This window comes from Streptomyces sp. NPDC047515 (assembly GCF_040643055.1).
Lineage (GTDB): Bacteria > Actinomycetota > Actinomycetes > Streptomycetales > Streptomycetaceae > Streptomyces.
In genome coordinates, this window is record NZ_JBEYTM010000018.1 from 47,887 (window position 1) to 64,411 (window position 16,525).

Genomic DNA, 16,525 nt, shown 5'->3' on the forward strand with positions numbered 1-16,525 from the left:
CACCAGTAGGTCCACCGATTCGCCATCGGTGTGCATACCGGGACAAAAGGGAGGCTTCTGTGCGTCACGTGTCGCCAGGGTCTCCCTTTTGTTCGTTCTGGCGGGGAGGTTGCCTGTCTGCCCTGTGGGATGCGCTACAAAACGGCCTGTCCGTTTGGTGAATGAAAGTGACGCCGCTTAGCGTCGGCTGGGCTGTCCGCCACTCGTATGCCGCAACCGTGACGTACCGGGCAGTCATCGCCGAGTCCCCATCAGGCGCGAGCCTGGGGAGCCGGGGACCCACGCAGTCCCTGGGGTGAATCGGATGCCTGTACCTCGGTGAGGCCGGGGCGTCCGTAGGAGACCTTCCTGTTCCGAACCCGTCAGCTAACCCGGTAGGCGAGAAGGAAGGAAAGGATCCGCCACTCCATGGCTTTCACCCGTGCCACCGGGAAGCATCGTGCCCCGAGCCGACTGACCCGCAGGAGCGCGAAGATCGCCGGCACCGCGGCTCTGGCGACCACCGGAGTCATCGGCGGCATGGCCGCCCCGGCCCTCGCTGCGGACGCGGGGACTCCCTCCGTCAGCGAGACCGGTCTGAACCAGATCATCGCGATCGAGGGTGCACTGGCCGACCAGGTCGCCGCCCAGGCCGACGAGCAGAAGCGTCAGGCCGATGTCGCGGCCAGGGCGAAGGCGGAGGCCCAGCGCAGGGCCGAGGCCAAGAAGAAGGCCGCAGAGGCGAAGGCCGAGGCGGAGCGTGAGGCAGAGGCGCGTGCCGAGAAGGTGCGCGCCGCCCGGTCCGCCGAGCGCACCCGTCTGGGCTCCTACCAGCTCCCGGTCGCCGGCTCGTACGTCACCACCGGCTACAAGTCCAGCGGCTCGCTCTGGTCCTCCGGCAGACACTCGGGCATCGACTTCCACGCCGCGTCCGGCAGCTCCGTCGTCGCCGTCGGCGCGGGAACGGTCGTCGAGGCCGGCTGGGGCGGCGCGTACGGCAACAACATCGTGCTCCGGATGACGGACGGTACGTACACGCAGTACGGCCACCTCTCCTCGATCGGCGTCTCCGTCGGCCAGAGCGTCGGTGCCGGTCAGCGGATCGGCCTCTCCGGCTCGACCGGCAACTCCACCGGACCGCACCTCCACTTCGAGGCCAGGACCACGCCCTCGTACGGCTCCGACATGGACCCCGTCGCGTACCTGCGCGCTCACGGCGTCAACGTCTGACCGGCGACCGTCCTCAGCGCCCCTTCGAAGGCCCCGGCGTCACGCCGGGGCCTTCGTCGCGCCCGGCGGTCGGACGCGCCCCCCCGCGCCCGACCGCCGAATCGACCGCCGCACCGCCCGTGGTGCCGACGGCCGGCCGCCCCGCGACCAAAAGATATTCATGAATTTCCACCCGGCATCGGAAATGACGCCGCATTGCAATAGAGTCGCAGAACAGACGTCGGTCGGCCGCGTTTCGCGGGGATTAAGGCGGAGGTTCGGACATGCGTATTCCGGCGCATTCGGTATGCACGGCAATCCGTGACGACATCGTCTCCGGTGTCTTCGAACGCGGCAGCCGGCTCACCGAGGAGTTGCTGGCGCGCCGCTACGGGGTCTCCCGTGTCCCGGTGCGGGAAGCGCTGCGCACCCTGGAGTCCGAGGGGTTCGTGGTCACCCGCCGGCACGCGGGCGCCTGTGTCGCCGAGCCCACCGAGCAGGAGGCCGCCGACCTCCTGGAGGTCCGGGCGCTGCTGGAGCCGCTGGGTGCCGCGCGCGCCGCGCAGCGCCGCACCGAGGCGCATCTCAAGGTGCTGCGCGGTCTGGTCAGGCTCGGTCAGGAGCGGGCCAGGCGGGGCGAGGGGGAGGACCTGCGCTCACTGGGTGGCTGGTTCCACGAGACGTTGGCACAGGCCTCGGACAGTTCCAGCCTGATCGCGACGCTCACCCAGCTGCGCCACAAGATCACCTGGATGTACGTGGTCGATCAGCCTGCCCACCCGGTGGATTCCTGGGCGGAGCATGGAGCCATCGTGGACGCGGTGGCGCGCGGTGACGCGGGACGGGCGAGGACGCTGGCCACCCAGCACGCCGAACGGGCCACGACCGTGCACCGGCTGCGCCGCGCCGACCGGCCGGGCCGTCAGCCGACCGCCTCCCGCGCGGGTCGGGTGAGGAGTTCGCAACATTCCGTAAACACTCCCGGTGTTCGGAATCAATAATCACGCCGTATACAAAGGGTGGTAATTCCGTTCGGGATTCTTTGGGCTGCCCGAATTCTCTTCGCCGGCCGCTGCCCGGAAATGCATGGAGCCGCGGCCCCGAATAAGGCTGCCGCGGCTCTCTCGCAGGAAATGGTTCAGACGGTCTCCGGAAGCTCGTCGAGCCCTTCGGCGACCAGTTTCGCCAGGCGGTCCAGGGCGGCTTCGGAGTCATCGGCCTCGGACGCCAGCACGATCTCCTCGCCGCCGTGCGCGCCGAGGCCGAGCACCGCGAGCATGGAAGCGGCGTTCACCGGGTTGCCATCGGCCTTGGAGATGGTCACGGGGACGCCGGAAGCCGTGGCGGCACGGACAAAGATGGATGCGGGACGGGCGTGCAGGCCCTCGGCCCAACCGACGTTGACGCGGCGCTCAGCCATGGTTCTGCCCTTCAGGAATCAATGGTTGTCTAGACCAGTCTCTCATGTGGTGCGCGATGCTCCGGCCGATCGGTAGCACGCCCAAATCCTGCGCCGTACCGCCGATCGGCCCCCTCAGACTGCCCCGGCCCCAGGACCTACGCGACCGCTGACGGAGCCGTAGTCTTGGCCCATGCAGCCCTCGCCGGAGCAGAGTCCGCATCATGCGTATCCCGACCACTGGGAAGCGGACGTCGTCCTCCGGGACGGGGCAACTGCGCGGATCAGGCCCATCACCACGGACGACGCCGAACGGCTGGTCAGCTTCTACGAGCAGGTCTCCGACGAGTCGAAGTACTACCGTTTCTTCGCTCCGTACCCGCGTCTGTCCGACCGTGATGTGCACCGCTTCACCCATCACGACTACGTCGACCGGGTGGGCCTCGCGGTCACGGTCGGCGGTGAGTTCATCGCGACCGTCCGCTACGACCGGATCGACGGGCGGGGCAGGCCCGCCTCCGCGCCCGCCGACGAGGCCGAGGTCGCTTTCCTCGTCCAGGACGCGCATCAGGGCCGGGGCGTGGCCTCGGCGCTCCTCGAACACATCGCGGCCGTCGCCCGCGAGCGGGGCATCCGCCGCTTCGCGGCCGAGGTGCTGCCCGCCAACAACAAGATGATCAAGGTGTTCCGGGACGCCGGTTACACCCAGCAGCGCAGCTTCGAGGACGGTTCCGTCCATCTCACCCTGGACCTCGAACCGACCGAGGAGTCGCTCGCCGTCCAGCGCGGCCGTGAGCAGCGCGCCGAGGCCCGTTCCGTGCAACGACTGCTCGCCCCCGGATCCGTCGCCGTCATCGGCGTCGGCCGCACTCCCGGCGGGGTCGGCCGCACGGTCCTGCGGAACCTCCTCGGTGCCGGCTTCACCGGCCGCGCCTACGCCGTGAACCGCGCCTTCCCCGCCGACCGGGGCATGATCGACGGCGTCCCCGCACACCGTTCCGTCGGCGAGATCGGCGAACCGGTCGACCTCGCGGTCGTCGCCGTCCCCGCCGACCGGGTACCGGAGGCCGTGGCCGACTGCGGCGAGCACGGTGTCCAGGGCCTGGTCGTCGTCTCCGCCGGATACGCCGAATGGGGCGCCGAAGGCAGGGAACGACAGCGGGAACTCGTCCGCCAGGCCCGCTCGTACGGGATGCGGATCATCGGCCCGAACGCCTTCGGCGTCATCAACAACGCCGAGACCGTCCGGCTGAACGCCTCCCTCGCCCCCGATCCGCCCGCGCCCGGACGTATCGGCCTGTTCACCCAGTCCGGAGCGATCGGCATCGCGCTGCTCTCCGGGCTCTACCGGCGCGGCGCCGGCCTCTCCACCTTCATCTCCGCGGGCAATCGTGCCGACATCTCGGGCAACGACTTCCTCCAGTACTGGTACGAGGACCCGGACACCGATGTCGCCCTGCTGTATCTCGAATCGATCGGCAATCCCCGCAAGTTCACCCGGCTCGCACGGCGCACCGCGGCCGTGAAGCCGGTGGTCGTGGTGAAGGGCGCCCGGCACAGCGGCTCCACTCCGCCCGGCCACGCGGTGCCGGTCAGCCGGATCCCCGACGCGACGGTCTCGGCGCTCATGCGGCAGGCGGGCGTGATCCGCGTCGACACGGTGACGGAGATGGTCGACGCGGGCCTCCTCCTCGCCGACCAGCCCCTCCCCGCGGGGCCACGGGTCGCGATCCTCGGCAACTCCGAGTCGCTCGGTCTGCTCACGTACGACGCCTGCCTGGCCGAGGGGTTGCGACCGCGCCCGCCCCGTGACCTCACCACCGCCGCCACCCCGCAGGACTTCCGGGACGCCCTGGCCGAGGCACTCGCCGACGAGGGCTGCGACGCGGTCGTCGTGACGGCGATCCCGTGGGTGGGAGAGGACGGCGAGGCGGAATCGGGCGGCGGAGAGGTGCTGGCGACCGCGCTGCACGCGGCCGCGGCGGCCGGCCCCGCCAAGCCGGTGGCCGTCGTCCATGTGGAGATCGGCGGCCTGGCGGAGGCTCTCGCCGCGGCCACCAGCACGGTCGCGCTGCCGCGCCCTTCGGCGCCGCCCCTCGGCGCCCTCACCTCCACACACGCCGGAGCCACCGCCTTCCCGCAGGGAACCGCCACCGCCCCCACGCCTGCCCCTGCGGCATCCGGCCCCGAACTCGGGCCCGTCGGCCCCGCGGCACCGGATTCCGCCGCCACCGGAGCGGACGACGGGGACGGCCCCGGATCCGGCCCCCGTAGCGGCCGGATCCCCGCCTACCCCGCCGCCGAGCGGGCCGTGCGGGCCCTGGCCGAAGCGGTGAGGTACGCGCAGTGGCGACGGCAGGCCGCCGTGCCGGGCAAGGTGCCCGAGTTCCTCGACGACACCATCGACGAGCCGGGTGCCGCCGACCTGATCCACGCCCTCCTCGGCTCCGACCCCGACCCGCGGGGCCGGCCGCTCGCGCCCGACGAGGCGCGGGATCTCCTGGGCCGCTACGGCATCACCGTGCGACCGACCCTCCAGGCCCCCGACCCGGAAACCGCCGTCGCCGCGGCGGCTCGGCTCGGCTACCCCGTGGCGCTCAAGACCACCGCCCCCCATCTGCGCCACCGGGCCGATCTCGGCGGTGTCCGGCTGGACCTCGCCAACGAGAGCGCCCTGCGCCGGGCGTACGGCGAACTGACCGAGCTGCTCGGCAAGCCCGCCGAACTCCAGCCCGTCGTCCAGGCCATGGCGCCGCGCGGCGTCGACACCGTCGTCCGGGCCGCGATCGACCCGGCGGCGGGCGCCGTCCTCTCCTTCGGACTCGCGGGCGCGCCCTCCGAACTCCTCGGCGACACTGCCCACCGCCTCGTTCCGGCCACCGACCGCGACGCCGCCGAGCTGATCCGGTCCATCCGGGCCGCCCCGGTGCTGTTCGGCTGGCGTGGCGCGGCGCCCGTGGACACCGCGGCGCTCGAAGAACTGCTGCTGCGGGTGTCCAGGCTGGTCGACGACCACCCCGAGGTGGTCTCCGTGGCCCTGGAGCCGGTCGTGGTCGCCACCCAGGGACTGGCCGTTCTCGGTGCGAGCGTCCGGCTCTCGCCGCCCCCGGCCCGCACCGACCTCGGCCCCCGTCGGCTCCCCAACTACTGAGCGGAGGGGCAGGCTTCGGCATCCGTCGCCGGACGGGCGCGAAAGCACGGTTTCCCTCGCCGCTCCGGGCCAGGCCGGCCCTGCCGCACACCGTCCCCGGCAGCCGTCCGTCCCCCGTAGGATGGTGCTCATGGCTAAGACCGGTACGACGACCCAGGGGCTGCGCACGGCGATCGAGCGCAGTGGCTACTACCCGGCCCTCGTGGCCGAGGCGGTGGAGGCGGCCGTGGGCGGTGAGCCGGTCGCTTCGTACCTTGTGCACCAGGAGACCACCTTCGACTCCAACGAGGTGCGGCGCCATGTCACGGTCCTGGTCCTGACGGACAACCGATTCATCGTCAGCCACACCGACGAGCAGAACGCGGACACCAGCTCCCCGACGCCGTACGCCACCACCTCCACGGAGTCGGTCAAGCTCGACCGGATCTCGTCGGTCGTGGTCAGCCGCGTCGTGGCCAACCCGGAGAAGTACGTACCGGGCACGCTGCCCCGCGAGGTCGTCCTCACCATCGGCTGGGGCGCCGTCTCCCGCATCGACCTGGAGCCGGCCGCGTGCGGCGACCCCAACTGCGAGGCCGACCACGGTTACACCGGCAGCTCCACCGCCGACGATCTGAGCCTGCGGGTCAGCGAGGCCGGTGACGGTCCGGACACCGTGCGCCAGACCCTTGCCTTCGCGCAGTCGCTCTCCGAGGCCACGGCCGCGACCGCGGCGACCGGCCGCTGATGGCCCAGCCGGCCTGGCAGGACCCCGTTCTGCTCCCCGTCGACACCGCCCCGGTCCCGGAGTACGGCAGCGGCTCGCTCTGCGATCTGCTGCCCACGCTCGTCGCCGGACAGGGCGTACCGGGCTTCACCGCGGCGATCCCCGAACTCACCCCGGCCGACCGGAACTGCGTGTTCCTGATCGACGGTCTCGGCTGGGAACAGATCAAGGCCCACCCGGACGAGGCACCGTTTCTGCACTCCCTGCTCCCCACCTCGCGCGGCGGCTCCGGCCGTCCGGTCACGGCGGGCTTCCCGGCCACCACCGCGACGTCGCTGGCCTCGGTCGGCACCGGACTTCCGCCCGGCGAGCACGGCCTGCCCGGGTACACCGCGCGCAATCCGGAGACCGGCGAGCTGATGAACCAGCTCCGCTGGAAGCCCTGGACCTCGCCGAAGGCCTGGCAGCCTTACCCCACCGTATTCTCGCTCGCCGAGGCCGCGGGGGTGTGCACCGCCCAGGTCTCCGCACCCGTCTTCGAGCAGACCCCGCTCACCAAGATCGCACTCAGCGGGGGCTCGTTCCTCGGCCGGCTGTCCGGCGAGGAGCGGATGGACGTCGCCGCCGAACGGCTCGCCGCCGGTGACCGCTCACTCGTCTACACCTATTACAGCGAGGTCGACGGCAAGGGACACCGCTTCGGCGTGGACTCCGACGCCTGGCGGGGACAGCTGATGTACGCGGACGGCCTGGCCCAGCGACTGGCCGAACAGCTCCCGCCCCGCTCGGCGCTGTACATCACGGCCGATCACGGCATGATCGACATCCCCTTCGACGAGCGGTCCCGGATCGACTTCGACGAGGACTGGGAGCTGCGTGCGGGTGTCGCCCTGCTCGGTGGCGAGGGCCGGGCACGGCATGTGTACGCGGTCCCGGGGGCCGAGAACGACGTACTGACCGTCTGGCGGGAAGTGCTCGGGGAGCAGTTCTGGGTGGCGAGCCGGGACGAGGCGATCGCGGCCGGCTGGTTCGGCCCGAAGGTCGATGAACGTGTCCACGGCAGGATCGGCGATGTCGTCGCGGCGGCCCACGACGACGTGGTGATCACCGCCTCGGTCAATGAGCCGCACGAGTCCGCGATGGTCGGCATGCACGGCTCCATGACCCCCGTCGAGCAGCTCGTGCCGCTGCTCGAAGTACGCTCGTAAGCGCGTTTTTCCCACCGCAGGTCCGCCACCACCGTTTTCCCGGTCCTGCCTCGCCCGCCCGAAAGGTCCTCAGCCACTCATGCCCGAGCTTGTGTTCTTCTCCGGAACGATGGACTGCGGAAAGAGCACGCTGGCGCTGCAGATCGGCCACAACCGTTCGGCGCGTGGCCTGCAAGGCGTGATCTTCACTCGTGACGACCGGGCGGGAGAGGGCAAGCTCTCCTCGCGCCTGGGCCTCGTCACCGAGGCCGTCGAGGCCGATGAGGGCATGGACCTGTACGCGTACCTCGTCGACCGCATAAGCCGGGGCGGCCGGGCGGACTACGTGATCGTGGACGAGGCGCAGTTCCTGGCCCCCGTCCAGATCGACCAGCTCGCCCGTGTCGTCGACGACCTCGACATGGACGTCTTCGCGTTCGGTATCACCACGGACTTCCGGACCAAGCTGTTCCCCGGATCGCAGCGACTGATCGAACTGGCCGACCGGGTCGAGACGCTCCAGGTCGAAGCGCTCTGCTGGTGCGGCGCTCGGGCCACGCACAACGCGCGAACGGTCGGCGGCGAGATGGTCGTCGAGGGCGCCCAGGTGGTGGTGGGGGACGTCAATCACCAGGCGGGCGAGGTCGGTTACGAGGTGTTGTGCCGCCGTCACCACCAGCGCAGGACGACCAGCGCGGGCGCCCGCGCGGGCGCGCTCTCGCCGGATGTGCTGCCCGTCTCCTCCGCCTGAACCGTCCCCTCCGGCGTCGGGTACGGATGCTTAGGATGACGCTGTGAACACGGTGAGCGGAAAAGAGGCCGAGTCCGAACCGGGCCCGCTGGGTAAGGTGCAGCCGAGGCAGCTGATCGTGACGGTCTACGGGCTGTACGCGCGCGACACCGACGGCTGGATGTCCGTGGCCTCGCTGATCCAGCTGCTCGCCGACCTCGGTGTCGAGGGCCCCACCGTGCGCTCCTCGGTCTCCCGGCTGAAGCGTGCCGGACTGCTCGACGCGGAATCGGTCTCCGGAGCCGCCGGATACCGGATCTCGCCCGAGACCGAACGCATTCTGCGCGGCGGTGATCCGCGCATCTTCGCGGCCCGCAGGGCCACGGTGGACGAGGGCTGGGTGCTGGTGGTCTTCTCCGTACCCGAGTCCGAACGGGCCAAGCGGCACACCCTGCGCACCCAGCTGACCCGGCTCGGCTTCGGTTCCGTGTCGGCCGGGGTGTGGATCGCACCGGGGCATGTGCACGACGAGGCGGAGGACATGCTGGCTCGGCACGGCCTGCGTTCGTACGCCGACCTGTTCCGGGCCGACTACCTCTCCGTGGCCGGGCACGAGGACGAGGGCGGCGGAGCGGACCTGGCCGCGAAGGTCCGCTCCTGGTGGGACACCGTCCGCCTGCAGCGGCTGTACGTCGAATTCGTCGCGGCGCACCGTCCAGCGGCCGAGCAGATCGCGAGCGGCGGACCGGTGACGGACCGCGAGGCGTTCACGACGTACATCAGAGTGCTCACCGACTGGCGTCGGCTCGTCTACCTCGACCCGGGCGTGGCGCGTGAACTGCTGCCCGCGGAGTGGTGCGGAACCGAAGCGTCCGAACTCTTCGACGAGATGCACGCCCGACTGGCCGGACCCGCGCACCGCCATGTCGAACGGGTCCGCACCGGCTGACCGCCCCGCGGCCCGACGGCTCAGCGGGCCGCCGACCGCACGATCGTGAACACCGCGCCCTCCGGGTCCGCCACGGTCGCCACCCGGCCGGTCGACCCCTGGCGGGGCGGCTGCAAGATGTATCCGCCGAGGTCCGCCACACGGTGGGCGGCCTCGTCGGTGTCGTCGACCTCGAAGTAGGTCATCCAGTGCGGCCCGCGGTCGCGCGGCAGGGCGTGGCCGACGCCGTGCAGCGAGGCCACCGGACGGCCGTGCAGATGCAGGGTCTGGTAGTCGAAATCGGCCGAGACCACGGCCTCCGCCTCGTAGCCGAAGACCGTCTGGTAGAACTTGCAGACCGTTGACGTCTCGCGGGTCATCAGCTCGTTCCAGACCGGGGTGCCGTGGGCGCCCGCGAGTGCCGTACCCATGTGAGCGGCGGCCTGCCAGATTCCGAAGACCGCGCCACTGGGATCGGAGGCGATGGCGAGCCGGCCCGCTTCACCCGCGTCGAGCGGTCCGACGGCCACCGTGCCGCCGCAGGAGCGGATCATCTCCGCCGTGACATCGGCGTTGTCGGTGGCCAGATAGGTCGTCCAGGCGACCGGCAGATGGCGTTCGGGCGGTAGTTGTCCGATGCCCGCGACCACTTTCCCGTCGATCAGCGCGCGGACGTACGGACCCAGCTGGTCCGGTCCGGGCACGAACTCCCAGCCGAACAGGGCGGCGTAGAAGTCCTGGGTCGTGCTCAGTCCGTGCACGATCAGACTCACCCAGCAAGGTGTTCCAGGCGTGCGCCGGGCGGCAGCCTCGGTCATCGTCACTCTCTCCTCGGACCATCGTGGTGGCCGTACGGGGGGAACGGGGCCGGTGTGCCGCCGTGCGGTACAGGATGTGTATGCCCCGTGCAGATGCTTGCACCACCCGGCGCACAATGTGCCCCGGCCGCGCCGCACTTTCCGGGATCTCGCCTGAGGGAGACCGGTTTTGGGCGGTACGTTCGCTTTGACCGTATGACGAGTGGGGCGGCTCCTGCGCGAGGATGGCACCCATGAAGCCCATCATCACCGCATCCGAATACCTGAGCGAGTCGGCGGGGCCACGTCCGCCGGTGCTCCTGGACGTACGTTGGCAGCTGGGCGGCCCGCACGGCCGACCCGATTACGAGGCCGGGCACATCCCCGGCGCGGTCTTTGTCGATCTGGACGCGGAACTCGCCGGTCCGGCGGGCGTCGGCGGCCGTCATCCGCTGCCCGATCCGGAGGAGTTCGGCGCGGTGATGCGCCGGGCCGGTGTCTCCCGGGACGCCCCGGTGGTCGTGTACGACGGCGGCCAGGGCTGGGCGGCGGCGCGCGCCTGGTGGCTGCTGCGCTGGACGGGGCACGAGGACGTCCGGGTCCTGGACGGCGGCCTTGCGGCCTGGAAGGGAGAGCTCCAGAAGGAGACCCCGATCCCCGCCGAGGGCGACTTCCGGCCGGTCCCCGGTGCGCTGGCGCTGCTGGACGCGGACGGAGCGGCGGCGCTGGCTCGTACCGGACTGCTGCTCGACGCGCGGGCCGCCGAGCGCTACCGGGGCGACGTGGAGCCGATCGACCGGGTGGGCGGGCACATCCCGGGTGCGGTCTCGGCCCCGACCTCCGAGAACGCACGGGACGACGGTCGATTCCTGCCCGCCCGGTCGCTGGCGGACCGTTTCGAGGGGCTCGGCGCCGACCGGGCGCCGGAGGTCGGCGTCTACTGCGGCTCCGGCGTGTCCGGCGCTCATGAGGTGCTGGCCCTGGCCATCGCCGGGATCTCCGCAGCGCTGTACGCGGGTTCCTGGTCCGAGTGGTCCGCAGACGAGTCCCGCCCGGTCGCCACGGGCCCCGACCCCCAGTAACGGAATCCGCGCCGCGCGGATCGACCGGCACCGCCACAGGGCGCCCCGGCCTCGCCCGGCCGGGGCGCAGGACGCACATCCGTCGCGAGGCTCGCGTAAGGCACCAGGGGCGCGTGAGGCACGAGGGCCCGTACGCAGCGGCGTACGGGCCCTCGTCATGCTGCGGTTACCCCGTTCAGTCCTGCTTCTTGCGGCGCGTACCGAAGACGATCTCGTCCCAGCTCGGCACGGCGGCACGGCGGCCCGGCCGGACGCCGTCCGCCTCGGCCTGGCGGTCCGTCGTCCCGGTCAGCCGGTCGCGGTGACCCGCCACTGCCCGCGGCATCAGCACATCCGCATAGGCGGAACCGGCGCCGACGGAGGCCGCGGCGGCAGGCGGCTCATCGGCCTCCGGCTCCTGCGCGGGTTCGATGGCCGGAGGCTCGGACGGTGCGGGCCGCTCAGGTACCACCATGTCGCCACGGAAGCTCGGTACAGCCTCCAGCAGGCTGGTCAGCGAGTCGCGCTCGCCGGCCGAGATACCGCCGATGTGTTCCTCGGGCTCCGGCACGGGGGCCGGGGCCGTCGGGCGCTCCATCTGGCGGTCCAGGGCGCGGTCGAGCGGCCTGTCGCGGGGCAGCCGGGCGATCCGGGGCACGAACGGGAAGCTCGGCTCGGGCGCGGCGACGTCGTCGGTCTCGCCGATCAGCGAACGGGCCTCGTCGTCCACGGCCTGGACCAGCCGGCGCGGCGCGTCGTACGTCCAGCTCGCCGAGTGCGGCTCGCCTGCGACCCGGTAGACCAGGAGGACCTCCCAGGTGCCGTCGTCGCGGCGCCAGGAATCCCACTGGACGGTCTCCTTGTCGGCGCCGCGCAGCAGCAGCCGCTCCTGCACCGCCTCGCCGAGCTGGGGGCCGGTGTTCTCGCCGGGACGGCGCACAGGAGTCTTCCGGGCCCGCTCGGCCATGAAGGCGCGCTCCGCGAGCACAGGGCCCTCGAAGCGGCGGACACGGTCTACCGGGATGCCGGCGAACTGAGCGACCTCCTCCGCGGAGGCACCGGCTCGTATCCGGGCCTGGATGTCGCGGGGGCGGAGGTGGCTCTCCACCTCGATCTCGATCTGGCCGAGCCGCGCGCGGTCGTTGCGCACGGCGGCTCGCAGCCGCTCGTCGATCGGAAGCGTGTACTCCGTGCTGTCCGCAGCCTTGAGCACCAGTCGTGTGCCGTCGTTGGAGACGGCCACGACACGCAGTTCGGGCATGGGGACCTCCCGGGTGGTGCCTGCCGACGTCACGTGCGTCGCTGCTTCCGCTAGTCGAGTGTGGCCTGCCCGGGTGCAGCCTGCCACAACATTGCCGTGTTGCCCGGCGTGTCGGGCGTGAGCCCTTGATCGCCGGTATGACACGGTGACCTATTGTGCAACACAATGTGACCGCTGGTCACCTCGTGTAGTCAGTCCCCGTGCGATGCCGTGGCGCCGCCGGATCGAGTGCCTCCTTCGGCCCCCTCCCGAAGATCCCGGACACCCACGTGGGTGTCCGGCCCCAGGGCTCGCCACAGTACTCCATTCGGGCCATGTGGGTGGACCGCCGCGCCGCCGAAGTTCTCCTGAGGTGCGGGAGTTGAGCCACCCAGCCCGATGCGGATGACCTCCACTCGTGTCCTGCTTCACAGAATCCCCCGAAGCGGAACTATTCACTTCGCTCAAATGTCCCTTCCTGTTGCATGGTGGGAGAGATGTCAATCAAGGGCTGGAAATGGTGCAGAAGCCGGAAAGTGACATAGAACCCAAAGAAAGGCGTATAGATCTGAGCCTGCCGCAGGTGGCGGGCAGCGCGGTGGCAGCGGTCGCGGCAGCGGTGGCGGCCTCCCAGCTGGGCGTGTACGGAACGATCCTCGGCGCGGGCGTCATGAGCGTCGTCGCCACCTGTGGCGGTTCGGTCTTCCAGCACTTCTTCCGCCGCACGGGGGAGCAGATCCGCGAGGTCACGGTGCAGGTGAAGCACCCGGGCCGGGAAGTGACCGTGCGGACGAGGGAGACGGTCGACGCGCGCGGGGCGCAGGGGGAGCGGCGGCCACCGGCCGGAACCCACGACGCCACCACGGTGATGCCCGCCGTGGACGCCACGACCGCGCTGCGTGAGGTCGACGCCACGACCGTGCTGCGCAGTGTGCCGGTGGACCCGGACCGTACGCGGCTGGTGCGGCGGTTCGACGGGGCACGGTCGACGACGGCGGGCCGTCCGGACCAGGACGAGGAGTTCTCCGAAGCCACCACCCACGGCACCCGGCTGCGAGGCTGGAAGCGGCCGGCGCTCGGGGCGGTCGTCGTCTTCGCCGTGACGATGGCCGGCATCACCACGTTCGAACTGGTCTCCGGCAATGACCTGAGCGGCGGCCACGGAACCACCGTCGGCTCCGTCGTACGCGGTGGGGAACGGGGCTCGGGGTCGAACGACCCGGCACCGTCGACCAGCGACGAACCCGCCCGGGGGCAGGCCCCGGGGCAGGAGAGCGGTGCGACGCCCGGCACGGGCCCACAGGACGGGCAGAGCGGGAACTCCGACTCCGGTCAGCGCGACCGTTCCTCGGCCGATCCGACGCCCAGCCCCACGCAGTCCGACAAGTCCGGAAGCGTGACCGGCCCGTCCCCGGCGGCCACGCCCTCCCCGTCGGCGCCCGGCAACAGCGGCAGCACCGGTCCGAACTCCCCGGGTGCGGGCGACGCCCCCGCGCAGGGCGACAGCGCCACCTCGGGCACGGGCACCGGGCAGTGAACGGTCGCGGTGCTCAGTCGCCCAGTACCCGGCGCAGATAGTCGTTGCCGAAGAGCCGGTCCGGGTCCAGCCGGTCGCGCACGGCGGTGAACTCGCCGAACCGCGGGTACACCCCGGCGAGGTACTCGGCATCGCGGGTGTTGACCTTGCCCCAGTGCGGGCGGCCGGCGTGAGCGGTCATGATCCGCTCGACCGCCGTGAAGTACGCCTGGTAGCGCGTGCCCTTGTAGAGATGGACGGCGATGTACGCGCTCTCCCGGCCCGAGGCCGTGGAGAGCGCGATGTCGTCGGCGGGAGCCGTACGGACCTCCACCGGGAAGCTGATCCGCAGGGGCGAACGCTCGACCATGGCCTTGACCTCGCGCAGCGCCTCCATGGCGGCCTCGCGCGGCAGCGCGTACTCCATCTCCACGAAGCGCACCCGGCGCGGACTGGTGAAGACCTTGTAAGGGATGTCGGTGTACGTACGGGCCGACAGGGCGCGGCTGGAGATCTTGGCGATCGAGGGGATGGTGGCCGGGACCGCCCGGCCGAACGAACAGGCCACCTGGAAGATCCCGTTGGAGAGGAGCTCGTCCTCGATCCAGCCGCTGACCTTCCCGGGCGGGGCGGCGGGGCCCGCGCTGCGGTTGTTGCGCTTGGTATTGCAGTTGCCGGTGTGCGGGAACCAGTAGAACTCGAAGTGCTCGTTCTCGGCGACCAGTTCGTCGAAATCGGCCGTGACCCGGTCGAAGCCCATCGGTTCCTCGCGGGCCGTCAGCAGGAAGACGGGCTCCACGGCGAAGGTGATCGCCGTGACGACGCCCAGGGCGCCCAGCCCGATCCGGGCGACGGCGAAGATGTCGGCGTTCTCCTTCTCGGAACAGGTCAGCACCGTGCCGTCGGCCGTGACGAGTTCGAGGGCGCGGATCTGCGCGGATATGGACGCCGAGTCACGACCGGTGCCGTGGGTTCCCGTGGAGGTGGCCCCGGCGACCGTCTGCTCCATGATGTCGCCCATGTTGGTGAGCGACAGGCCCTCCCTGGCCAGAGCGGTGTTCAGCCGCTTCAGCGGGGTGCCGGCCTCGACGGTCACCGTCATCGCCTCGCGGTCGATCTTCCGGATGCCGGTGAGCAGGTCCGGGCGGATGAGCACGCCGTCGGTGGCCGCCGTGGCGGTGAAGGAGTGACCGGTGCCGACCGGCTTCACCCTCAGCCCGTCCTCGGACGCCCGGCGCAGTGCCTCGGCGAGTTCCGGCACGGAGGCGGGGGACACGGCCCGTACCGGACGGGCGTTGACGTTCCCGGCCCAGTTACGCCACGCGCTCGTCGTCGTCCGTGCGTCGGTGTCGGTCATCTGTCCCGCGCCCTTCCGTAGGAACCGGCCCACTGAGCCGGCGATACCCCAGGAACGCCACCGCGGCCGCGAGCGCTCCCGCCACGGCGGGCACCGCGTACCCCGCCTCGGCCCCGGACGCGTCGACCACCCAGCCGGCGGCCGAGGAGCCGAGCGCCACGCCGACGGCGAGCCCGGTGCTGGTCCAGGTCATGCCCTCGGTCAGTTTGGTGCGCGGTACGTGCTGTTCGACGAGGGCCATGGTGGTCACCATCGTCGGTGCGATGGCGAGGCCCGCGACAAAGAGCGCCACGGCCAGAAACGGGAGGCTCCCGGCCAGTTGGAGGGGGATCATACTCACGGCCATCGCGCACACACCCACCAGCCACCGGGTGGAAGCCGGCCCCTTGAGGCGAAGCAGGCCGAAAACAGCTCCGGCCAGGCAGGACCCCAGCGCGTACACGGCCAGCACGAGGCTCGCCGCCGCCTTGTGGCCCCGCTCCTCGGCGAAGGCCACCGTCACCACGTCGACGGCCCCGAAGATCGCCCCCGTCGCCACGAACGTCACCACCAGCACCCTCAGCCCCGTGGAGCGCAGCGCGGAGCCGTCGGTGTGCTGCTCGTGCGGATGCGGCACCGGCTCGGTGGCGCGCTGCGCGGTCAGCCAGAAGACGCCGACCAGCAGGAAGCCGGCCGCGAGCAGCGGTCCCGCCTCCGGGAACCAGGCGGTGGACAGACCGATCGAGATGATCGGCCCGAAGATGAAGCACACCTCGTCGACGATCGACTCCCACGAGTAGGCGGTGTGCAACTGCTGTGGCGATCCGCGGTAGATGTCCGCCCAGCGGGCCCGGATCATCGAGCCCACGCTGGGGACGGAGCCGGCGCCCGCCGCGAAGACGAAGAGCGTCCAGTCCGGCAGCCGCTGCTGCGCGCAGATCAGGAGCCCGGCCACCGCCGCCAGCGCGACCAGGGTCACGGGACGCAGCACGCGGCGCTGCCCGTGCCGGTCGACCAGCCGGGAGATCTGCGGTCCGACCACCGCCGCCGACATCGCCAGCGTCGCGGAGAGCGCGCCCGCGAGCCCGTAACGGCCGGTGAGCTGGGAAACCATGGTCACCACGCCGATGCCCATCATGGACAGCGGCATCCGGCCTAGGAATCCGGCCGCCGAGAACCCCTTGGTGCCGGGGGCGGCGAATATCGCGCGGTAGGGACTGGGCAAGGAGGGCTCCGGAACAGCGTGATCGCACGCGCCAGTAATACGTGAATATGGCCGGTACAGC

At 71.3% G+C, this 16,525-nt stretch carries 14 protein-coding genes and 1 riboswitch; of the genes, 9 read left to right on the forward strand and 5 right to left on the reverse strand.

Annotated elements, in window-relative coordinates; genetic code table 11:
- Window positions 1-228: 228 nt before the first annotated feature.
- Window positions 229-396: riboswitch (cyclic di-AMP (ydaO/yuaA leader) on the forward strand.
- Between the two features lie 12 nt (window positions 397-408).
- Window positions 409-1,209, forward strand: coding sequence for a M23 family metallopeptidase (locus ABZ826_RS17370; RefSeq protein WP_361448192.1), 801 nt, complete (start codon window positions 409-411; stop codon window positions 1,207-1,209).
- 263 nt (window positions 1,210-1,472) lie between these two features.
- The gene (locus tag ABZ826_RS17375; RefSeq protein ID WP_361448195.1) at window positions 1,473-2,189 is read left to right on the forward strand and encodes a GntR family transcriptional regulator; all 717 of its coding nucleotides are present in this window, start codon (window positions 1,473-1,475) and stop codon (window positions 2,187-2,189) included.
- A 137-nt stretch (window positions 2,190-2,326) separates the two neighbouring features.
- Here the strand turns inward: ABZ826_RS17375 and ABZ826_RS17380 are convergent, their stop codons facing one another.
- On the reverse strand, window positions 2,327-2,608 hold the full coding sequence (locus tag ABZ826_RS17380; RefSeq protein ID WP_093898943.1) for an HPr family phosphocarrier protein: 282 nt from the start codon (window positions 2,606-2,608) through the stop codon (window positions 2,327-2,329).
- A gap of 172 nt (window positions 2,609-2,780) precedes the next feature.
- On the opposite strand from ABZ826_RS17380, the gene ABZ826_RS17385 reads away from it, so the two are divergent.
- The 5 genes from ABZ826_RS17385 to ABZ826_RS17405 all read left to right on the forward strand — a co-directional run bounded on the left by ABZ826_RS17385 (window position 2,781) and on the right by ABZ826_RS17405 (window position 9,310).
- On the forward strand, window positions 2,781-5,738 hold the full coding sequence (locus ABZ826_RS17385; RefSeq protein WP_361448199.1) for a GNAT family N-acetyltransferase: 2,958 nt from the start codon (window positions 2,781-2,783) through the stop codon (window positions 5,736-5,738).
- Window positions 5,739-5,868: 130 nt separating this feature from the next.
- Entirely contained in the window at window positions 5,869-6,465 is a 597-nt protein-coding gene (locus tag ABZ826_RS17390; RefSeq protein WP_361448202.1) for a DUF5998 family protein, read from the forward strand.
- Window positions 6,465-7,652 carry a nucleotide pyrophosphatase/phosphodiesterase family protein gene (locus ABZ826_RS17395; protein ID WP_361448205.1) on the forward strand — a complete coding sequence of 396 codons (1,188 nt, stop codon included), beginning with the start codon at window positions 6,465-6,467 and terminating at the stop codon, window positions 7,650-7,652. The genes ABZ826_RS17390 and ABZ826_RS17395 overlap by 1 nt, the downstream gene beginning before the upstream one ends.
- 79 nt (window positions 7,653-7,731) lie before the next feature.
- Window positions 7,732-8,382, forward strand: coding sequence for a thymidine kinase (locus ABZ826_RS17400; protein ID WP_361448208.1), 651 nt, complete (start codon window positions 7,732-7,734; stop codon window positions 8,380-8,382).
- A gap of 43 nt (window positions 8,383-8,425) precedes the next feature.
- Window positions 8,426-9,310 carry a PaaX family transcriptional regulator C-terminal domain-containing protein gene (locus ABZ826_RS17405; protein ID WP_361448211.1) on the forward strand — a complete coding sequence of 295 codons (885 nt, stop codon included), beginning with the start codon at window positions 8,426-8,428 and terminating at the stop codon, window positions 9,308-9,310.
- A gap of 20 nt (window positions 9,311-9,330) precedes the next feature.
- Here the strand turns inward: ABZ826_RS17405 and ABZ826_RS17410 are convergent, their stop codons facing one another.
- Window positions 9,331-10,107: a VOC family protein gene (locus ABZ826_RS17410; protein WP_361448214.1), complete on the reverse strand. Its 777-nt coding sequence runs from the start codon at window positions 10,105-10,107 to the stop codon at window positions 9,331-9,333.
- Window positions 10,108-10,340: 233 nt separating this feature from the next.
- On the opposite strand from ABZ826_RS17410, the gene ABZ826_RS17415 reads away from it, so the two are divergent.
- Entirely contained in the window at window positions 10,341-11,168 is an 828-nt protein-coding gene (locus ABZ826_RS17415) for a sulfurtransferase (protein ID WP_361448217.1), read from the forward strand.
- A 175-nt stretch (window positions 11,169-11,343) separates the two neighbouring features.
- On the opposite strand, the gene sepH is transcribed toward ABZ826_RS17415, so the two are convergent.
- The gene (sepH, locus tag ABZ826_RS17420) at window positions 11,344-12,408 is read right to left on the reverse strand and encodes a septation protein SepH (protein WP_361448220.1); all 1,065 of its coding nucleotides are present in this window, start codon (window positions 12,406-12,408) and stop codon (window positions 11,344-11,346) included.
- Between the two features lie 496 nt (window positions 12,409-12,904).
- Between sepH and ABZ826_RS17425 the strand changes: the two genes are divergently transcribed.
- A complete protein-coding gene (locus ABZ826_RS17425; RefSeq protein ID WP_361448223.1) occupies window positions 12,905-13,924 on the forward strand; it encodes a hypothetical protein in 1,020 nt (339 codons plus the stop codon).
- A 13-nt stretch (window positions 13,925-13,937) separates the two neighbouring features.
- On the opposite strand, the gene ABZ826_RS17430 is transcribed toward ABZ826_RS17425, so the two are convergent.
- Together ABZ826_RS17430 and ABZ826_RS17435 are read right to left on the reverse strand one after the other, a co-directional pair.
- A complete protein-coding gene (locus ABZ826_RS17430) occupies window positions 13,938-15,260 on the reverse strand; it encodes a D-arabinono-1,4-lactone oxidase (protein WP_361448226.1) in 1,323 nt (440 codons plus the stop codon).
- Window positions 15,217-16,464 carry an MFS transporter gene (locus ABZ826_RS17435; RefSeq protein WP_361448229.1) on the reverse strand — a complete coding sequence of 416 codons (1,248 nt, stop codon included), beginning with the start codon at window positions 16,462-16,464 and terminating at the stop codon, window positions 15,217-15,219. Before ABZ826_RS17435 ends, ABZ826_RS17430 begins: the two co-directional genes overlap by 44 nt.
- Window positions 16,465-16,525: the final 61 nt, after the last annotated feature.

Bases quoted from the DNA above. Each gene is read 5' to 3' on its own strand.
- ABZ826_RS17370 (WP_361448192.1), top strand. From the start codon at position 409: ATGGCTTTCACCCGTGCCACCGGGAAGCATCGTGCCCCGAGCCGACTG.
- ABZ826_RS17375 (WP_361448195.1), top strand. From the start codon at position 1,473: ATGCGTATTCCGGCGCATTCGGTATGCACGGCAATCCGTGACGACATC.
- ABZ826_RS17380 (WP_093898943.1), bottom strand. From the start codon at position 2,608: ATGGCTGAGCGCCGCGTCAACGTCGGTTGGGCCGAGGGCCTGCACGCC.
- ABZ826_RS17385 (WP_361448199.1), top strand. From the start codon at position 2,781: ATGCAGCCCTCGCCGGAGCAGAGTCCGCATCATGCGTATCCCGACCAC.
- ABZ826_RS17390 (WP_361448202.1), top strand. From the start codon at position 5,869: ATGGCTAAGACCGGTACGACGACCCAGGGGCTGCGCACGGCGATCGAG.
- ABZ826_RS17395 (WP_361448205.1), top strand. From the start codon at position 6,465: ATGGCCCAGCCGGCCTGGCAGGACCCCGTTCTGCTCCCCGTCGACACC.
- ABZ826_RS17400 (WP_361448208.1), top strand. From the start codon at position 7,732: ATGCCCGAGCTTGTGTTCTTCTCCGGAACGATGGACTGCGGAAAGAGC.
- ABZ826_RS17410 (WP_361448214.1), bottom strand. From the start codon at position 10,107: ATGACCGAGGCTGCCGCCCGGCGCACGCCTGGAACACCTTGCTGGGTG.
- ABZ826_RS17415 (WP_361448217.1), top strand. From the start codon at position 10,341: ATGAAGCCCATCATCACCGCATCCGAATACCTGAGCGAGTCGGCGGGG.
- sepH (WP_361448220.1), bottom strand. From the start codon at position 12,408: ATGCCCGAACTGCGTGTCGTGGCCGTCTCCAACGACGGCACACGACTG.
- ABZ826_RS17425 (WP_361448223.1), top strand. From the start codon at position 12,905: ATGGTGCAGAAGCCGGAAAGTGACATAGAACCCAAAGAAAGGCGTATA.
- ABZ826_RS17430 (WP_361448226.1), bottom strand. From the start codon at position 15,260: ATGACCGACACCGACGCACGGACGACGACGAGCGCGTGGCGTAACTGG.